This window comes from Streptomyces cinnabarinus, from assembly GCF_027270315.1.
Lineage (GTDB): Bacteria > Actinomycetota > Actinomycetes > Streptomycetales > Streptomycetaceae > Streptomyces > Streptomyces cinnabarinus.
In genome coordinates this window covers 5,279,843-5,296,687 of the sequence record NZ_CP114413.1, presented here as the reverse complement: position 1 = coordinate 5,296,687, position 16,845 = coordinate 5,279,843, and the positions used below count along the sequence as shown (strand labels likewise).

Here is a 16,845-nt window from a genome sequence, read left to right as displayed (position 1 = left end):
GCTCATTTTGCTTGTCGGCATCAGCAGTTGGAGCCCGGCTGGGGACCCAGCATGTAGGGGCGCCCCTCAAGGGAGGACGCCCCTTACATCACAGCCACGCGCGTGCCGTCACGCCAGGCGGACGACCGCCCGTGACATGCCCAGCACCTTCTGGCCCGCGCTGGTCGCCGTCAGGTCCACGCGGACCGTGTTGTCGTCGAGCATGGCCGCGACCTTGCCGCTGACCTCGATCGTGGCGCCCTGGTCGTCGTTCGGGACGACGACGGGCTTGGTGAAGCGGACGCCGTACTCGACGACCGCGCCCGGGTCACCGGCCCAGTCGGTCACCACCCGGATCGCCTCGGCCATGGTGAACATGCCGTGCGCGATGACGTCCGGCAGCCCGACCTCCTTGGCGAACTTCTCGTTCCAGTGGATCGGGTTGAAGTCGCCCGAGGCGCCCGCGTACTGGACGAGCGTGGCACGGGTCACAGGGAACGTCTGCGCGGGCAGCTCGGTGCCGACCTCGACGTCGCCGTACGAAATCTTCGCCGTCATGGTGTTGCTCACGCCTCCTCGGCCGCGCGGGCGACCAGCTTCGTCCATGCGGTCACGACGTGCTCCCCCGCCTCGTCGTGGACCTCGCCGCGGATGTCCAGGATGTCGTTGCCCGCGAGGGACTTGATCGCCTCGATGGTCGAGGTGACCGTCAGCCGGTCCCCGGCACGCACCGGACGGGCGTAGGCGAACTTCTGGTCGCCGTGCACCACCCGGCTGTAGTCCAGGCCGAGCTGGGGGTCGGCGACGACCTCGCCGGCCGCCTTGAAGGTGATCGCGAAGACGAAGGTCGGCGGGGCGATCACATCGGGGTGACCGAGCGCCTTGGCGGCCTCCGGGTCCGTGTACGCCGGGTTGGCGTCCCCCACCGCTTCCGCGAACTCACGGATCTTCTCGCGACCGACCTCGTAGGGGGCGGTGGGCGGATAGGTCCGCCCGACGAAGGACTGGTCGAGCGCCATGGGCTCGGCACCTCCTGTTGTCTGCTGTGACTTCCCGGTCTGCTCTGATCCCGTCGGGCCGGACGAGGGGTTACCGCTCGGTTCCGGCCGACGAAACGACGCAAGGCCGCCCCCTGTTACGGGGACGGCCTCGTCGTACGAGCCTGATTTATCGCGTCTCGCGGTGCGCGGTGTGCGCGTTGCAACGCGGGCAGTGCTTCTTCATCTCCAGTCGGTCCGGGTTGTTACGCCGGTTCTTCTTGGTGATGTAGTTCCGCTCCTTGCACTCCACGCAGGCCAGCGTGATCTTCGGGCGGACGTCGGTGGCAGCCACGTGAGTGCTCCTTGACGAACGGATAGGACTGAATTAACGCAAGAAAGAGTAGCCGATCGAAGGACCGACCCCACAATCGGCTACTGTCAGTAGCGGTGACCGGACTTGAACCGGTGACACAGCGATTATGAGCCGCTTGCTCTACCGACTGAGCTACACCGCTTTGATGCGATCAGTTCCCGCCTCGCGACGAGAACCTTTCACACCAGAGCCCCAAAACGGAATCGAACCGTTGACCTTCTCCTTACCATGGAGACGCTCTGCCGACTGAGCTATTGGGGCGAGCGATGAAGACATTACACGCTCCGCCGCCGTTCACCCAAATCCGTTTCGCGGCACCCTCGGCGCCCCGATCGGCACCCCGATCCGGCGGGCTTCCCAGGCGCCTCAGCCGTCACCACCACGGCCTCTTCACGCGGCCCTCGCACGCCGGACCACACCGGTACGACTATTGCGCTCCTCCCGGCCGCGAGCGGATCACCACCCTAGGCTCGACTCACTCTGCGTGATCTTGCGTCCCCGCGTGGTTCCGCGCGTAGGAGCGGTTCCGCGCGTAGTACCGCGAGCACGTCGCAGTCCCGAGCACGAGCACCTGGAGCGCGATGCCTGACAGTCAGCCCCAGCCGCCCCACTCGTCGTCCTCTTCGTCCTCGTCGTCCCCGGGGCCGTCCGACCCGGCCGCGCTGTTGCTGTGCGGGGCACGCCTCACCGACGGCCGCACCGTGGACGTCCGGCTGGGCGGCGGGCGCATCGAGGCGGTGGGCACGGCCGGGAGCCTGACGGAGAGCGGCACGCACGCGTGCGGCACGCGCGTGGACCTCACCGGCTACCTCCTCCTCCCGGCCCCCGCCGAACCGCACGCCCACGGCGACACCGCGCTCTCCGCCGACGCGGGCGGTCCGGTCTCCTACGACCCCCAGGACGTCCAGCGCCGGGCGACGGAGGCCGCGCTCCTCCAACTCGGCCACGGAGCAACGGCGCTCCGGGCGCACGTACGCGTGGGCGACGTCCAGGGCCTCGGCGCCCTGTCCGCCGTCCTGCGCGCCCGGCGTTCGCTGCGCGGGCTCACCGAACTGACCGCGGTGGCGATGCCGCGACTGCTGACCGGCGTGGCCGGCGCGGACGGGCTGGCGATACTGCGGGACGCGCTGAAGATGGGTGCCTCGGTGGTGGGCGGCTGTCCCGACCTGGACCCCGATCCGACGGGCTATGCGGAGACAGTCCTGGAACTGGCCTCCGAGCACGGCTGCCCCGTCGACCTCCACACCGACGCCGACGACCCGGCCCGGCTGTCCCGGCTGGCGGCGATGGCGGGCGGACTGCGCCCCGGAGTGACCCTCGGCCCCTGCGGCGGCCTCGACCGCCTGCCGGCCGACGCGGCGTCCCGCACGGCCGACCAACTCGCCGCCGCCGGCGTGACGGTGGTGTGCCTGCCCCAGGGCGGCTGCGGCGGCGTGGAACGCCGGGGCACGGCTCCGGTACGGCTGTTGCGCGCGGCCGGGGTGCGGGTGGCGGCCGGGAGCGGCTCGCTGCGGGACGTGTCCAACCCCGTGGGCCGCGGCGACCCCCTGGAGGCGGCGTACCTTCTCGCCTCCCGCTACGGCCTCGGTCCCGAAGACGCCTACGACACGGTGAGTTCGGCCGCGCGGACGGTCCTCGGCCTGCCCGAGATCCGCGTCGAGGCGGGCTTCCCCGCCGACCTGCTCGCCGTGCGCGGCGACCGGCTCTCCGGCGCGCTGTCCCTGGCGTACAGCCGGATCGTGGTCCACCGGGGGCGTGTGGTGGCGCGGACGAGCGCGGTGCGGGAGTACTGCAACTCGGCGGCGGCTGTGGAGTTGGGGCTGCCTCGGCAAGGGCGGGGAGAGGTTTCCTGAGGGGTGGTCGGGGCGGGCGGGGGGCGCGCGTAGTTGGGGGTGCGCGGGGCGCGTGAAACGAGTCGCGCGCCGGGCGTGCGGGATTGGGTGTGCGCGGGGCGCAGGTGAATTGGGGCGCGCGGGCGTGAAGGGCGTATGACGCGCTCGGGGCGCGCGGCGCGCTCGGAGACCGTGTGGCGTACTCGGAGGCCGTGTGACGTGCTCGGGGCGTGCTTCCGAGCAGGGCATGCCACGGCGCGAAAGGGCGCGCGAGCCGGGTATTGCGCGCCAAGGGAACTCGTGCGGCGAATGCGGCCGTCCGGGCGTACGGTCGAAGACATGCGCATTGTCATCGCTGGTGGTCATGGTCAGATCGCGCTGCGACTCGAGCGGCTGCTCTCCGCGCGCGGGGACGAGGTGGCGGGCATCATCCGCCGCGCCGAACAGGGCGACGATCTGCGGGAGGCGGGCGCCGAACCAGTGCTGCTGGACCTGGAGTCGGCGTCGCTGGAGGAGGTCGCGGCGTATCTTCAGGGTGCGGACGCGGCGGTCTTCGCGGCGGGCGCCGGGCCGGGCAGCGGGGCGTCCCGCAAGGAGACGGTGGACAAGGACGCGGCGATCCTGTTCGCGGACGCGGCGGTGCGGGCGGGCGTGGGCCGGTACGTGGTCGTGTCGTCGATGGGCGCGAACGCCAAGCACGAGGGCAGTGAGGTCTTCGACGTCTACCTGCGGGCGAAGGGCGAGGCGGACGAGTACGTCCGTGGCCTGGACGCCCTGGACTGGACGATCCTGCGCCCCGGCATGCTGACGAACGACGCAGGCACCGGACTGGTCCGCCTGGAGGCCCACACGGGCCGCGGCCCGATCCCCCGCGACGACGTGGCCGCCGCCCTGGCGGAACTGATCGACACCCCGGCCACGGCCGGACTGACCCTGGAACTGGTCAGCGGCTCGGCACCGGTGACGGTGGCGGTGAAGTCGGTCGCGGGCAACTGAGCCCGCCTCAGAACAACGGCAACTGACCGGGCATCTCCGGCACGACATATCCGTCCAACGACGGCTGGACGGCCCCGAGTTCGGCCATGCGCCGCGACCCGGGGCAGGAAACGAGCTCGCCGCTCCCCCGAGCGCCGGCCGGATCATGCCGAGCGAACCGCCCGGCCACCACAGCGATCTCCCGACGGCACTCGGGGCAACTCCTACGACGAGCGGACATGCGCCCAGTGTGCCTGGCCCCTTGGGCGCCGACCGAGGAGTTCGACCCTGGGAAGGCCGAATCGCCAGATGCAACGGGCTGAGTCATCTGTCCGTGACCTGCGGGTTTTTGCGAACGACCAGTGGCCGGGGTGGCTGCGCGGATACGGTCTGGTTGCTGGATCCGGCCGTGTTCGAGGGGGTTTCGGTGGCGGGCGGGAAGGCGCGGTACGGCGTTGAGGGTGGGGATCATGTCGACCTCACCCATGGTGAGTTCAAGGCCCCGACCACCCAGACACCCTGACCACTCGCAGCAACCTCGCCGGGTGGCGGGGGCGACGGGAGATGCGGCCGGTGCTGCCGCCGCGTACGAGCAGCTGCTGCCCGACCGAGTCCGGGTTCTGGGCGAGGACCATTCCTCCATCTGATCACTCGTCACAACCTCGCCTACTGGCAGGGAAGGGCAGAAGAGACACCCAGCGCCTGAGGCCGGCGGAATTCGACGCCCCAGTTCCTGGGGAAGGAGACGTGGGAACGCGCGAACTGCCGGATCGACGTGGCTCTCCGTGAGTGGAATGAGCCTGGTGAACATGATCACCCCGGGGGACACCTGGGGGACACGTCCCGTCCACGACGAACCGGACGAGGAGAGCAAAACAGAAACCCCCTCTGATCAGGCTAGGACCTGATCAGAGGGGGTTTCTCTCAGCGTGGCGGCGCCAGGATTCGAACCTGGGAAGGCTGAGCCGGCAGATTTACAGTCTGCTCCCTTTGGCCGCTCGGGCACACCGCCGGGGTTTGCTGCCGTTCGAACGACCCTTCGGCCGCACTCTCTGGCAACGACGTAAACAATACCCGATGCCGAGGGGTGCTTCGCCACCCGATTGATCTCGGCCCCGAGGACCGGGGGTGGCTAGGCTTGTCCGGATGCGGCCCGGGACCTATGCCGGGCTCGGCGGTCGCCCCCACGTACGCCGATACGCACCCGACACGGACCCCGATACAAGGAGCCACAGGACATGGCCGACTCCAGTTTCGACATCGTCTCGAAGGTCGAGCGGCAGGAGGTCGACAACGCCCTCAACCAGGCCGCCAAGGAGATCTCCCAGCGCTACGACTTCAAGGGCGTGGGCGCCTCGATCGCGTGGTCCGGTGACAAGATCCTCATGGAGGCGAACTCCGAGGACCGGGTGAACGCTGTCCTCGACGTCTTCCAGTCCAAGCTGATCAAGCGCGGCATCTCGCTGAAGGCCCTGGACGCGGGCGAGCCGCAGCTCTCCGGCAAGGAGTACAAGATCTTCGCGACGATCGAGGAGGGCATCTCCCAGGAGAACGCCAAGAAGGTCGCGAAGATCATCCGGGACGAGGGCCCCAAGGGCGTGAAGGCCCAGGTCCAGGGCGACGAGCTCCGGGTCAGCTCCAAGAGCCGCGACGACCTCCAGGCCATCATCGCCCTCCTGAAGGGCAAGGACTTCGACTTCGCCCTGCAGTTCGTCAACTACCGGTAATCCGCGAGAAAGGGTGGGCACCTGGCGGGTGCCCACCCTTCCCGCCTGCTGGCTGCGGTTCGGGGGGCGTGCTCAGGCGAACGCCTGTTGTTGGCCGCCTGTTGTTGGCCGCCTGTTGTTGGCCGCCTGTTGTTGGCGAGGACGTCCTCGCTGCACCCTGCGGTTGCGGTGATCAGTAGGGTTCGGCCCATGGCACAGTCCTCCGCCGGGCTCCGGCGCACCCTGGGCGTGGGCGACGCCGTGGTCATCGGGCTCGGCTCGATGGTCGGGGCCGGAATCTTCGCCGCCCTGGCGCCCGCGGCTCACGCCGCCGGTTCCGGGCTGCTGATCGGGCTCGCCGTCGCCGCTGTGGTCGCCTACTGCAATGCCACCTCCTCGGCGCGGCTGGCCGCGCTGTACCCCGCCTCCGGTGGCACCTATGTGTACGGCCGGGAGCGGCTCGGGGAGTTCTGGGGCTATCTCGCGGGCTGGGCGTTCGTGGTCGGGAAGACGGCCTCCTGTGCGGCGATGGCGCTCACCGTGGGCGCGTACGTCTGGCCGGACCAGGCGCACGCCGTGGCGGTCGCGGCCGTGGTGGCGCTGACCGCGGTGAACTACGGCGGTGTCCAGAAGTCCGCCTGGCTGACGCGGGTGATCGTGGCGGTGGTGCTGGCGGTCCTCGCTTGCGTGGTGGTCGTGTGTCTGACGTCCGGGGAGGCCGATGCCGGGCGGCTGGACATCGGGGCCTCCGGCGGTCTGGGCGGGGTGCTTCAGGCGGCCGGTCTGCTGTTCTTCGCGTTCGCCGGGTACGCGCGGATCGCGACCCTCGGCGAGGAGGTGCGCGACCCGGCCCGCACCATCCCGCGCGCGATCCCGATCGCCCTGGGTATCGCCCTGGCGGTGTACGTGTGCGTGGCGGTGGCCGTCCTGACCGTGCTGGGCTCGGACGGTCTCGGGGACGCGACCGCTCCGCTGGCCGACGCGGTCCGGGCGGCCGGGGTGCCGGGTCTGGTGCCGGTCGTCCGGGTCGGCGCCGCCGTGGCCGCGCTGGGCTCGCTGCTCGCGCTGATCCTGGGCGTCTCCCGGACCACGCTGGCGATGGCGCGTGACCGGCATCTGCCCGGCGCTCTGGCGGCCGTGCACCCGCGGTTCCAGGTGCCGCACCGGGCGGAGCTCGCCGTGGGCGTGGTGGTCGCGGTGCTGGCCGCAACCGTGGATGTGCGCGGGGCCATCGGGTTCTCCTCCTTCGGTGTGCTGGCGTACTACGCGGTGGCGAACGCCTCGGCCTGGACGCTCGGTTCGAGCCTGTCCGCGCGGGCGGTGCCGGCGGTGGGTCTCCTCGGATGCGTGGTCCTGGCGTTCGCGCTGCCCTGGGTGTCGGTGGTCGTGGGCGCGGGTGTGCTGGTGGTGGGGGTCGTGGCGTACGGGGTGCGGCGGAAGCTGCGGGCTGCGTAGGGAGCCGTACGGGCAGCCGATCGCCCGTTCCCAGGGACGCGATGCCCAAGAGGGCGCTCTCCGACGACCTGTTGCCCAGGGGCGCTACGAGGCCCGCGCCGTCCGTATGCGGAAGTCGGTCCACGGGGCCAGGTCCATGTCGTCGTTCGTCTCCTCGTACCAGCCGGTGCCCTCGACCCAGGTGTGCAGCCAGTGTTCGAGGCTGGGTGCGTCCACGTACCAGGCGTGGTCACTGGTGTCGGCGTTCGGTTCGAAGAGCAGGACGGTGGCCTCGGGGGCGAGGCAGTCCACGCACGCGTACATCGCGCAGCCCCAGTGGGAGATCGGCAGGACGCCCTCGGGCCAGGGCCAGTCGGGGTCCTTGCGGCCGCTCTCGCGGTTGGCGAGGTACTGCACGACGGCGGCGGGTTCGCCGGACGGCGGGCCGTCGAGCAGGGGCAACAGGCCGTACTCCGGGCCGAATCCGCCGTCGCCTATGCGCAGGTAGAGCTCGGTGAGCAGCGGGGGCAGGGGGAACCCCAGCGCGGCCTCGGCGCGGGCCGGGGCGGCCGCGTCGACGGGCTCGGGGAGGGAAGTCCAGCCCCACGGGTGGGTGCTGTGGGCCTTGGCCGCCACCCGTGCCAGCAACTGCTCGATCTCGGTCATGCGTTCATGATGCAAGCCGGCACTGACAATCGAGCTGGCCTGTGGACAACTCCGGGCTGTGGAAAACCCGGGAGCCGGTCGTCTACCAGCGTGTCGCCGCGAACGCCTGGTCCGTCCGCACGATTTCGCGGCCCAGCGGCAGCAGCGACACCGGGATCAGCTTGAAGTTCGCGATGCCGAGCGGGATGCCGATGATCGTGACGCACAGGAGGAGGCCGGTGGCGATATGGCCGAGGGCCAGCCACCAGCCCGCCAGGACCAGCCACAGGACGTTGCCGATACAGGAGGGCGCGCCCGCGTCCCGCCGTTCGACCGTGGTGTACCCGAAGGGCCACAGGGCGTAGACGCCGATTCGGAATGCGGCGATGCCGAACGGGATCCCGATGATCGTGATGCACAGCAGCAGGCCCGCGACCAGGTAGGCCAGGAACAGCCAGAAGCCGCTGAGGACGAGCCAGATGACGTTCAGGATTGTCTTCACTGGTGGGGACCTGCCATCTTCTCGAGCCGGGCGATTCGCTCGGCCATCGGCGGGTGTGTCGAGAACATCTTGGACAGCCCCTGTCCGGGCCGGAAGGGGTTCGCGATCATCATGTGGCTCGCCGTCTCGATCCGGGGCTCAGGAGGCAACGGAAGCTGCTTGGTGCCCGATTCGAGCTTGCGCAGGGCGCTGGCGAGGGCGAGCGGGTCGCCGGTGAGCTGGGCGCCGGAGGCGTCCGCCTCGTACTCCCTGGAACGGCTGATCGCCAGCTGGATGACGCTGGCGGCGAGCGGGCCGAGGATCATGATGAGGAGCATGCCGAGCAGGCCGGGGCCGTCATCGTCGTCGGAGCGGCCGATCGGGATCAGCCAGGCGAAGTTGACCAGGAACATGATCACGGAGGCGAGGGCGCCGGCCACCGACGAGATCAATATGTCCCGGTTGTAGACATGGCTGAGCTCGTGGCCGATGACGCCCCGCAGCTCGCGCTCGTCGAGCAGGCGCAGGATGCCCTCGGTGCAGCACACGGCGGCGTTGCGCGGGTTACGGCCGGTGGCGAAGGCGTTGGGGGCCTCCGTCGGGGAGATGTACAGACGCGGCATGGGCTGGCGGGCCTGGGTGGAGAGCTCACGGACCATGCGGTACAGCGCCGGGGCCTCGAACTCGCTGACCGGGCGGGCGCGCATCGCGCGGAGCGCGAGTTTGTCGCTGTTCCAGTACGCGTACGCGTTGGTGCCCAGGGCGATGACGACAGCGACGACGAGCCCCATGCGGCCGAAGAAGCTGCCGATGACGATGATGAGTGCGGACAGCCCCCCGAGGAGTACTGCGGTCCTGAGCCCGTTGTGCCGGCGGTGCACGGTACGCCCTCCAAGTGGTGCGGCAGGGGAACCCTTCGCTGATCGATCTCCGATGCCACTGGTGTCGTGCTGACACGTCCAGTGGACCCTCCCGTACTGGTCAACGCCAGGCGAGGGTCTGGGGTTCCCTGGTGCACGCGGCCGTACGGGTGGGCCGTACGGGTGAGGGCGGCGCCGTGTCACGGAGGGGGCGGGTGCCGTTCCCGTCCCCCTTCTCGTCGGGGCCGCTACTTCAGGGCGACGCCGTCTCCGGTCGCGTCCACGGAGGCGACCGTCGTGCTGCACGCGTAGGACCAGCGCCAGTAGCCCGCGGCGTTCGCGATGGTGGTCGTCGTCAGATATCCGGCCGAGTCCGTGGTGACGGTCTTGATCGAGGCTCAGGGGGCGCGTCCGCCGTCCGCTTCGACACCTTCAGCAGGGTGATGCCGTCGCCCGTGGAGACGGCGGCCGCGGAGGTGCTGTTCTGGGAGAACACCCAGCGCCAGGCGCCGGAAGCCGTCGCCTTGACGGTCGTGCGCAGCTTGCCGTCAGCGTCGGTGGTGGCCGTCTTCACGGTGCTGTAGGAGGTGGCGCCGGACTTCTTGAGCTGGAGCCGCACCGACTGCCCCGCGTACCCGACGGGGATCGCCGTACCGTCCACGTCCCGCGACTGCCAGTCCGGGCGAGTGAGCTGCCCGGTGACGGTGAGCGTGCCGTCCTTGCGTGCGGTTCCGGTGCAGGTGCTCACGGTCGACGTGGTCTGCACGCAGCTCATGTTGTGGCCGGTCTCGCCCTCCAGGAAGAAGGGCTGGCCGTAGACGACGAGCTTCGCGTCGATGGTCCCTTGCCGCCCACCACGATGGGCTTGCCCTCATTGATCGTGACGCTCTGGAACGCGGTGTCGTTGTACGCCGCTTGCGCCTGCGGTGGCTGCGGCCTTGGCGCAGGCTCAGAACAGGCTTGTGTCGGCGAAGCGCAGGACCAGCTGGGGGGCTCCGGACAGGGCGACACCCAGGACGGCGGTGACGGCGATGGCGGCCGTGACGGGCGCGGGGCCCCGGTGCCGTACGGGCTCGCCCTCGGGGGCGCGGAAGAGCAGGGCCGTCCACTGGAGGTAGTAGAACAGCGCGATCACCACGTTGACAGCCATGACGACGGCCAGCCAGCCGAGCCCCGCGTCCACGGCCGCCGAGAAGACGGTGACCTTCGCGAAGAGGCCGATGATGCCCGGCGGCAGTCCGGCGAGGCAGAGCAGGAAGAAGGCCAGGACGAGCGCGGAGAGCGGGTTCTTGGCGTACAGGCCCCGGTAGTCGGTGAGGCGGTTGAGGGCGTGCGTACGGCCCACCAGGGCGGCCACGGCGAAGGCGCCGAGGTTCACGGCGCCGTACATGAGGGCGTACGCGAGCGTGGAGCCGATGGAGCGCTCCGGGTCGTCGGAGTACGCGGCGGCGGCGATCGGTACGAGGAGGTAGCCGGCCTGGCCGACCGAGGACCAGGCGAGCAGCCGTACCGCGCTGTACGCGCGCGTGGGCTGCTGGCGCAGGGCGCCGACGTTGCCGACGGTCATGGTCAGGGCGGCCAGGGCGGCCAGCGCCGGGCCCCAGACGTCGGCGTACGACGGCAGGGCGATGACCGTGACGAGGATCAGGCCGGAGAAGCCGACGGCCTTGCCGACGACCGAGAGGTAGGCGGCGATGGGGAGCGGGGCTCCCACATAGGTGTCCGGGACCCAGAAGTGGAAGGGGACGGCGGCCGTCTTGAAGGCGAAGCCGACGAGGGTGAGGACGACACCGGTCTGGGCGAGGGTGTCCAGCTGTCCGTCGACGTTCTGGATGCGGTCCGCGATCTGGGTGAGGTACAGGGTGCCGGTGGAGGCGTACACGAAGCTGATGCCCATCAGGCTGACCGCGGTCGCGGTGACCGAGGACAGGAAGAACTTCAGGGCGGCCTCGGAGGACTTGCGGTCGCCGTGCCGCAGGCCGACCAGGGCGAAGGCGGGCAGCGAGGCGACTTCCAGGGCGACGATGAGGGTCGCGAGGTCGCGGGAGGCGGGCAGCAGGGCGGCGCCCGCGGCGGAGGAGAGCAGCAGGAACCAGAACTCCCCTTCGGGGAGTCTCTTGTTCTCGTCCTTGAGGGCGGTGACCGACAGGAGGGCGGCCAGGAGGGCGCCGCCGAGGACCAGGAGCTGCAGGACGAGCGTGAAGCGGTCGGCTGTGTAGCTGCAGATGTCGGGGGCGCCGGTCAGGCAGAAGGTGGAGCGGTCGCCGTCCAGGAGGGGCAGCAGGAGCAGCGTCGCCGCGGCGAGGCCCGCGACCGACGTCCAGCCGAGCAGCGCCTTCCGGTGCTCCGCGACGAAGAGGTCGGCGACCAGGACGACGAGTCCGACGACCGCCGTGAGGGTGGGCGGCGCGATGGCGAGCCAGTCGACGTCCTGGACGACGGACGCGGCCAGCGGCTGGGCCAGGGAGCTCATCGGGTGCCTCCTGCGAGAAGCTGCTGCACGGCCGGGTCGGTCAGGCCGAGGAGGGTTTTCGGCCACAGTCCGGCGACGACGGTGAGGGCGACGAGCGGGGTCCAGGCCGCGAATTCGTACATCTGCACGTCGGCGAGTTTCGGGCCCTGCCGCGGTACGGCGCCCATGCAGACCCGGCGGACCACGATCAGCAGGTAGGCGGCGGTGAGCAGGGTGCCGAACACGCCGATCGCCATGAAGGTGAGGAACGCCGGGCGGCTGAGCTGCTCGGCGGGTTCGAAGGCGCCGAACAGGGCGAGCATCTCGCCCCAGAACCCGGCGAGCCCGGGCAGGCCCAGCGAGGCCACCGCGGCGAAGGCGAGCAGTCCGCCGAGGCGCGGGGCCTTGCCGTACAGCGCCGCTCCCGTCTCCTCGGCGAGGGTGTCGAGGTCGGTCGTGCCGGTGCGGTCTTTCAGCGCGCCGACCAGGAAGAAGAGCAGGCCGGTGATCAGGCCGTGGGCGATGTTGGCGAACAGCGCGCCGTTCACGCCGGTCGGGGTCATGGTCGCGATGCCGAGCAGGACGAAGCCCATGTGGCCGACGGAGGAGTAGGCGATGAGGCGCTTGAGGTCGCCCTTCGCGCCCTGCTTGGCGAGGGCCAGGCAGGCCAGGGATCCGTAGATGATGCCGACCACGGCGAAGGCGGCGAGGTAGGGCGCGAAGTCCGCGAAGCCGTCGGGGGTGATGGGGAGGAGGATCCGGACGAACCCGTACGTACCCATCTTCAGCAGGACGCCGGCCAGCAGCACCGAGCCGACGGTGGGGGCGGCGGTGTGGGCGTCCGGCAGCCAGCTGTGCAGCGGCCACATCGGGGTCTTGACGGCGAGCCCGAGACCGATCGCCAGAACGGCGATGACCTGCACGGATGCGGTCAGTGACCGGCCGTTGTCAGTGGCGAGTGCCACCATGTCGAAAGTGCCCGCCTTGATCCCGATCAGGAGCAGGCCGAGCAGCATGACGACCGAACCGAGCAGCGTGTAGAGGATGAACTTCCAGGCGGCCTGCGTCCGCCCCTCGCCGCCCCAGCGGGCGATGAGGAAGTACATCGGGATCAGGACCATCTCGAAGGCGAGGAAGAACAGCAGCAGGTCGAGGACGGCGAAGGTGGCGAGGGTGCCGGACTCCAGGACGAGCAGCAGTGCGACGAAGGCCTTCGGGGTCGGCCCCGCGGGCATCTTGAAGTACGAGTAGAGCGCGCAGAGGAAGCTCAGCAGCGCGGTCAGGACCAGAAGGGGGAGGGAGATGCCGTCGATGCCCAGATGGATGCGCACGTCGAGTGCGGGGATCCAGCTGATGTCGGTCGTGGCCTGCATCCTCGACGGCTGGTCGTGGTCGAAGCCGAGCGCGAGGACGATCGCGGCGATGAGGATCACGCCGGTGACCGTGACGCCGTGCCGCAGCACGGCCTGTTGGGGTGACTTCCCCTTCAGTCCGGGCGGGGCGGGCAGGAGAGCGGCGACGGCACCGAGGAGCGGGCCGACGACGATCAACGCCAGAAGAAACTGCATCACGGACTCGTTGATATCGATCACGCCTGCTCACGCTCCCGTGGCGACGAGGACGGCGGCGACCGCCAGGACGACGGTTCCGGCGAGCAGCGCGCTCACATAGGTCTGCACGTTTCCGGTCTGGGCCCGCCGTACGGCGACGCCGAGCCAGCGAGGCAGGGCGCCCGCCGCACGGACGTAGGTGTCGACGACCTCTCGGTCGAGGAACCGGACAAGACTCGCGCCGGCCTGGACCGGACGGACGAAGAGGGTCGAGTACACGGCGTCCAGGTGGAAGCCGACGGCCGCGTGGCGGTGCAGCGGGCCGAGCAGCAGACGGCCCGGGTCCGCCGGGTCGGGTGCCGAGGCGACGTCTCCGTAGGCCGGTGCGTGGCTCGCGATGGCCTCGGCCTCGACCAGTCCGGCGTCGCCCTCCGGGTGGGCCGCGACCGCGCCCAGCGGTACTCGGGCCGCGAGCGCGGTGGTGTGGCGCCAGGCCGCGTAGGTGACGATGCCGCCGACCAGGGCCATGCCGGTGCCGAGCACCGAGGTGGTCAGGGTCGGGGCGAGGTCCTGGCCGTCGAACCAGTCGGGCAGCGTGCCGTAGGCGAAGCCGCCGAAGGCGAGTGACGGCACGGCCAGCACCCACAGCACCAGCGTCATGGTGAGCGGCTGGCGTCCGTGGTCCGGGGCCTCGGCTCCGTGGCCGCGGAAGGCCAGCAGCCACAGGCGCATCGCGTAGGCGGCGGTCAGCAGGGCCGTGAGCAGGGCGGCGAGGAGGACGATCCAGCCCGCGGCGGCGGGGGCGTGCTCGGTGTGGCCGGTGGAGACGTGCTCGGCGGCGCCGAGGACGGACTCCTTGGAGAAGAAGCCGCTGAAGGGCGGGATCGCGGCGAGCGCGAGGAGCGCCACGGTCATCGTCCAGTAGGCGTCCGGGACCCGGTCGCGCAGGTTCCGCATGCGGGACATGGCGGCCAGGGAGTTGGTGCCGGCGGCGTGGATGATCACGCCTGCCGCGAGGAACAGCAGCGCCTTGAAAGCGCCGTGGGACAGGAGGTGGAAGACGGCGGCACCGCGGTCGGCGACGGCGAGGGCGCCGGTCATGTAGCCGAGCTGGCCGATCGTCGAGTAGGCGAGGACGCGCTTGATGTCGTCCTGGGCGAGGGCGGCGAGGCCGGAGCCGAGCATCGTGACGGCGGCCATGGCGGCGAGGACGACCATCGCGGCCTGGGAGGCCTCGAAGACCGGGAGGAGCCGGGCGACGAAGTAGACACCGGCGGCGACCATCGTCGCGGCGTGGATCAGCGCGGAGACGGGGGTCGGGCCCGCCATCGCGTCGGGGAGCCAGGTGTGCAGCGGGAACTGCGCCGACTTTCCGGCCACGCCCGCGAGCAGCAGCAGCGCGATCAGCGTCGGGTGGTCGAGGCCGCCGCTCGCGACGGTGCCGAGGATCTTCGTGATGCTGAACGAGCCGGCGTCGGTGGCCAGCGCGAACAGACCGATGAGGAAGGGGACGTCACCGAGCTTGGTGACCAGGAAGGCCTTGAGGGAGGCGGCGCGGGCCTCCGGGGTCTCCCAGTAGTGGCCCACCAGGAAGTACGAGCAGATGCCCATGATCTCCCAGCCGACCAGCAGCACCATCAGGTCGCCGGAGTAGACGACGAGCAGCATCGCGGAGGTGAACAGGGAGACGAGGGCGGCGTACGAGGGGTAGCGCGGGTCCTCGCGCAGGTAGCCGGTCGAGTAGATCTGCACGCAGGAGGCGACGAGGCCGACCAGGACGGCGACGAGGGCGGCGAAGCCGTCGATGTGCAGGGCGAGTTCGATCGGTACGGAGCCGGTGGGGGTGAGCTCGGTGGCGGCGTTCACGGCCCGGCCGCCGCCCTGGTCGACGGCGACCAGTACGGCGAGGACGAGCGAGGTGAGTGTCGGCAGGACGGCGAGCGGGCGGACGTAGCCGGGGGCGGTGCGGCCCAGGAGCAGGCCGGTGGCGGCGCCCAGGAACGGAAGGAGGGGGACGAGGACGGCGAGGGTGGTCGTGGTCACGCGGTGGCCTCAGCCTTCTCGTCGGTTGGCCGACCGGCCGGCGCCTCGCCGTCGGGGGTGTCGCTCTCGTGGCCCTCGGCGGTGTCCCGGAGCTTATCGATGTCCGCGGTGCCGCGGTTGCGGTGGACGGCGAGGACGATCGCCAGGCCGATCCCGATCTCGGCTGCGGCGATGGCGATGGTGAACAGGGTCAGCGCCTGGCCGGAGTGCAGGGTCTCCTCGGCGGCCCGGCTGAGCCAGACGTCGAAGGCGACCAGGTTCAGGTTGACGGCGTTGAGCATCAGCTCGACCGACATCAGGACCAGGATCGCGTTGCGGCGGGCGAGGACGCCGTACAGGCCCGTGCAGAACAGGAGAGCGGAGAGCACGGCGGGATAGGCGAGGTGCATCAGCGGGCGCCTTCCTTGTCAGCCTGGGCGGCTCCTCCGCGGGTCGCGGGCGTGGTGTCGGCCTTCGCCTTGCGGGACAAGACGATCGCGCCCACGAGAGCGGCGAGGAGGAGGACGGAGAGGGCTTCGAAGGGGAGGACCCAGTTCTGGAAGAGGGCCTCGCCGGTGACCTCGGTGGATCCCGCGGGGGCGCCGTCGAGGTCGATCCAGGTGGTGCGGAAGGCGTCGACGACCACCCAGATCAGGGCGGCCGCGGCGACGACGGCCACTGCGAGGGCGACCCAGCGGTTGCCGGAGTCGGCGTCCGGGGAGCGGCCGATGGGGGCGCGGGTGAGCATCAGGCCGAACAGGAGGAGGACGACGACGGAACCGACGTAGATGAGGACCTGCACCCAGGCGATGAACTCGGCGGTGAGCAGGAGGTACTCGACGGCGATGCCGCCGAGGGTGACCACGAGCCACAGGGCCGCGTGCACCAGCTGCCGGGTGGTGACGGTGACCAGGGCCGCGCCGAAGGTGAACAGGCCGACGAGGAGGAAGGTGATCTCGACGCCGGTCGGGGAGAGGAAGCCATGGCTGTCCGCGGCGAGGTTCACGACTCTCCCTCCTGGGGCTCGGACTGAGCGGCGGCGAGCTTCTCCGCCGTCTTGCGGGCCGCGACGATCTCCTTGGGCTCCTCCGCGGCGGGGTCCAGGGCGGGCGGCGCCGGGACCGTCCACATCCACTCGCGGAGCTTGTCGCGCTCGTGGGTGAGCTCGTGGATGTCGGTCTCGGCGTACTCGAACTCCGGGGACCAGAACAGGGCGTCGAAAGGACAGACCTCGATGCAGATACCGCAGTACATGCACAGGGAGAAGTCGATGGCGAAGCGGTCCAGGACGTTACGGCTGCGTTCGCGGCCGCCGGGGGCCGCCGCCGGGATCGTCTCCTTGTGGGAGTCGATGTAGATGCACCAGTCGGGGCACTCACGGGCGCAGAGCATGCAGACCGTGCAGTTCTCCTCGAACAGGCCGATCACGCCGCGGGTGCGGGGCGGGAGGGCGGGCTGGACGTCAGGGTACTGCTTGGTGACCGACTTGCGCGTCATGGTGCGGAGGGTGACGGCCAGGCCCTTGGCGAGGCCGCTGCCAGGAATGGGGGCCATGG

Annotated in this window: 18 protein-coding genes and 3 tRNA genes; 4 read left to right on the top strand and 17 right to left on the bottom strand. The window is 70.5% G+C overall.

The window, feature by feature from the left end; genetic code table 11:
* Positions 1 to 108: 108 nt before the first annotated feature.
* The 5 genes from STRCI_RS24045 to STRCI_RS24025 form a co-directional block, all read right to left on the bottom strand.
* Positions 109 to 537, bottom strand: a complete 429-nt coding sequence (locus STRCI_RS24045) for a MaoC family dehydratase (RefSeq protein WP_269661041.1) — start codon at positions 535 to 537, stop codon at positions 109 to 111.
* 8 nt (positions 538 to 545) lie between these two features.
* Complete coding sequence (locus STRCI_RS24040; RefSeq protein WP_269661040.1) at positions 546 to 998, bottom strand: MaoC family dehydratase N-terminal domain-containing protein; 453 nt, start codon at positions 996 to 998, stop codon at positions 546 to 548.
* A 148-nt stretch (positions 999 to 1,146) separates the two neighbouring features.
* The gene (gene rpmG / locus STRCI_RS24035) at positions 1,147 to 1,311 is read right to left on the bottom strand and encodes a 50S ribosomal protein L33 (protein WP_003948671.1); all 165 of its coding nucleotides are present in this window, start codon (positions 1,309 to 1,311) and stop codon (positions 1,147 to 1,149) included.
* A 90-nt stretch (positions 1,312 to 1,401) separates the two neighbouring features.
* Positions 1,402 to 1,474: transfer RNA gene (locus STRCI_RS24030), tRNA-Met, on the bottom strand.
* A 46-nt stretch (positions 1,475 to 1,520) separates the two neighbouring features.
* A tRNA-Thr gene (locus tag STRCI_RS24025) sits at positions 1,521 to 1,593 on the bottom strand.
* 320 nt (positions 1,594 to 1,913) lie between these two features.
* On the opposite strand from STRCI_RS24025, the gene STRCI_RS24020 reads away from it, so the two are divergent.
* Both STRCI_RS24020 and STRCI_RS24015 read left to right on the top strand, forming a co-directional pair.
* A complete protein-coding gene (locus tag STRCI_RS24020; protein WP_269661039.1) occupies positions 1,914 to 3,185 on the top strand; it encodes an amidohydrolase family protein in 1,272 nt (423 codons plus the stop codon).
* A 318-nt stretch (positions 3,186 to 3,503) separates the two neighbouring features.
* Complete coding sequence (locus STRCI_RS24015) at positions 3,504 to 4,160, top strand: SDR family oxidoreductase (protein ID WP_269661038.1); 657 nt, start codon at positions 3,504 to 3,506, stop codon at positions 4,158 to 4,160.
* A 7-nt stretch (positions 4,161 to 4,167) separates the two neighbouring features.
* On the opposite strand, the gene STRCI_RS24010 is transcribed toward STRCI_RS24015, so the two are convergent.
* Both STRCI_RS24010 and STRCI_RS24005 read right to left on the bottom strand, forming a co-directional pair.
* Positions 4,168 to 4,380, bottom strand: coding sequence for a hypothetical protein (locus STRCI_RS24010; RefSeq protein ID WP_269661037.1), 213 nt, complete (start codon positions 4,378 to 4,380; stop codon positions 4,168 to 4,170).
* Between the two features lie 689 nt (positions 4,381 to 5,069).
* A tRNA-Tyr gene (locus STRCI_RS24005) sits at positions 5,070 to 5,151 on the bottom strand.
* A gap of 226 nt (positions 5,152 to 5,377) precedes the next feature.
* Here STRCI_RS24005 and STRCI_RS24000 point away from each other — a divergent pair.
* Together STRCI_RS24000 and STRCI_RS23995 are read left to right on the top strand one after the other, a co-directional pair.
* The gene (locus STRCI_RS24000; protein WP_269661036.1) at positions 5,378 to 5,866 is read left to right on the top strand and encodes a YajQ family cyclic di-GMP-binding protein; all 489 of its coding nucleotides are present in this window, start codon (positions 5,378 to 5,380) and stop codon (positions 5,864 to 5,866) included.
* A gap of 189 nt (positions 5,867 to 6,055) precedes the next feature.
* Positions 6,056 to 7,300: an APC family permease gene (locus STRCI_RS23995; RefSeq protein WP_269661035.1), complete on the top strand. Its 1,245-nt coding sequence runs from the start codon at positions 6,056 to 6,058 to the stop codon at positions 7,298 to 7,300.
* Between the two features lie 84 nt (positions 7,301 to 7,384).
* Here the strand turns inward: STRCI_RS23995 and STRCI_RS23990 are convergent, their stop codons facing one another.
* The 10 genes from STRCI_RS23990 to STRCI_RS23945 all read right to left on the bottom strand — a co-directional run bounded on the left by STRCI_RS23990 (position 7,385) and on the right by STRCI_RS23945 (position 16,843).
* Positions 7,385 to 7,945: an SMI1/KNR4 family protein gene (locus STRCI_RS23990; RefSeq protein ID WP_269661034.1), complete on the bottom strand. Its 561-nt coding sequence runs from the start codon at positions 7,943 to 7,945 to the stop codon at positions 7,385 to 7,387.
* Between the two features lie 82 nt (positions 7,946 to 8,027).
* Positions 8,028 to 8,426, bottom strand: a complete 399-nt coding sequence (locus STRCI_RS23985; RefSeq protein ID WP_269661033.1) for a YccF domain-containing protein — start codon at positions 8,424 to 8,426, stop codon at positions 8,028 to 8,030.
* A complete protein-coding gene (gene htpX / locus STRCI_RS23980) occupies positions 8,423 to 9,286 on the bottom strand; it encodes a zinc metalloprotease HtpX (protein WP_269661032.1) in 864 nt (287 codons plus the stop codon). Before htpX ends, STRCI_RS23985 begins: the two co-directional genes overlap by 4 nt.
* Positions 9,287 to 9,620: 334 nt before the next feature.
* On the bottom strand, positions 9,621 to 10,031 hold the full coding sequence (locus STRCI_RS23975; RefSeq protein ID WP_269661031.1) for a hypothetical protein: 411 nt from the start codon (positions 10,029 to 10,031) through the stop codon (positions 9,621 to 9,623).
* A gap of 183 nt (positions 10,032 to 10,214) precedes the next feature.
* Positions 10,215 to 11,738 (bottom strand): NADH-quinone oxidoreductase subunit N, encoded by a 1,524-nt coding sequence (locus tag STRCI_RS23970; RefSeq protein ID WP_269661030.1) that lies wholly within the window; start codon positions 11,736 to 11,738, stop codon positions 10,215 to 10,217.
* Positions 11,735 to 13,309 (bottom strand): complex I subunit 4 family protein, encoded by a 1,575-nt coding sequence (locus STRCI_RS23965; protein ID WP_269661029.1) that lies wholly within the window; start codon positions 13,307 to 13,309, stop codon positions 11,735 to 11,737. The genes STRCI_RS23970 and STRCI_RS23965 overlap by 4 nt, the downstream gene beginning before the upstream one ends.
* 6 nt (positions 13,310 to 13,315) lie before the next feature.
* Positions 13,316 to 15,310: an NADH-quinone oxidoreductase subunit 5 family protein gene (locus STRCI_RS23960; RefSeq protein ID WP_269661028.1), complete on the bottom strand. Its 1,995-nt coding sequence runs from the start codon at positions 15,308 to 15,310 to the stop codon at positions 13,316 to 13,318.
* Positions 15,307 to 15,699 carry an NADH-quinone oxidoreductase subunit NuoK gene (nuoK, locus tag STRCI_RS23955; RefSeq protein WP_269661027.1) on the bottom strand — a complete coding sequence of 131 codons (393 nt, stop codon included), beginning with the start codon at positions 15,697 to 15,699 and terminating at the stop codon, positions 15,307 to 15,309. The genes STRCI_RS23960 and nuoK overlap by 4 nt, the downstream gene beginning before the upstream one ends.
* Positions 15,699 to 16,295, bottom strand: a complete 597-nt coding sequence (locus STRCI_RS23950; protein WP_269661026.1) for an NADH-quinone oxidoreductase subunit J family protein — start codon at positions 16,293 to 16,295, stop codon at positions 15,699 to 15,701. The genes nuoK and STRCI_RS23950 overlap by 1 nt, the downstream gene beginning before the upstream one ends.
* Positions 16,292 to 16,843 carry a NuoI/complex I 23 kDa subunit family protein gene (locus tag STRCI_RS23945; RefSeq protein WP_269661025.1) on the bottom strand — a complete coding sequence of 184 codons (552 nt, stop codon included), beginning with the start codon at positions 16,841 to 16,843 and terminating at the stop codon, positions 16,292 to 16,294. The genes STRCI_RS23950 and STRCI_RS23945 overlap by 4 nt, the downstream gene beginning before the upstream one ends.
* Between the last annotated feature and the right edge of the window lie 2 nt (positions 16,844 to 16,845).

Bases quoted from the DNA above. Each gene is read 5' to 3' on its own strand.
- STRCI_RS24000 (WP_269661036.1), top strand. From the start codon at position 5,378: ATGGCCGACTCCAGTTTCGACATCGTCTCGAAGGTCGAGCGGCAGGAG.
- STRCI_RS23970 (WP_269661030.1), bottom strand. From the start codon at position 11,738: ATGAGCTCCCTGGCCCAGCCGCTGGCCGCGTCCGTCGTCCAGGACGTC.
- nuoK (WP_269661027.1), bottom strand. From the start codon at position 15,699: ATGCACCTCGCCTATCCCGCCGTGCTCTCCGCTCTCCTGTTCTGCACG.
- STRCI_RS24015 (WP_269661038.1), top strand. From the start codon at position 3,504: ATGCGCATTGTCATCGCTGGTGGTCATGGTCAGATCGCGCTGCGACTC.
- STRCI_RS24040 (WP_269661040.1), bottom strand. From the start codon at position 998: ATGGCGCTCGACCAGTCCTTCGTCGGGCGGACCTATCCGCCCACCGCC.
- STRCI_RS24020 (WP_269661039.1), top strand. From the start codon at position 1,914: ATGCCTGACAGTCAGCCCCAGCCGCCCCACTCGTCGTCCTCTTCGTCC.
- STRCI_RS24010 (WP_269661037.1), bottom strand. From the start codon at position 4,380: ATGTCCGCTCGTCGTAGGAGTTGCCCCGAGTGCCGTCGGGAGATCGCT.
- STRCI_RS23990 (WP_269661034.1), bottom strand. From the start codon at position 7,945: ATGACCGAGATCGAGCAGTTGCTGGCACGGGTGGCGGCCAAGGCCCAC.
- STRCI_RS23995 (WP_269661035.1), top strand. From the start codon at position 6,056: ATGGCACAGTCCTCCGCCGGGCTCCGGCGCACCCTGGGCGTGGGCGAC.
- STRCI_RS23945 (WP_269661025.1), bottom strand. From the start codon at position 16,843: ATGGCCCCCATTCCTGGCAGCGGCCTCGCCAAGGGCCTGGCCGTCACC.
- STRCI_RS24045 (WP_269661041.1), bottom strand. From the start codon at position 537: ATGACGGCGAAGATTTCGTACGGCGACGTCGAGGTCGGCACCGAGCTG.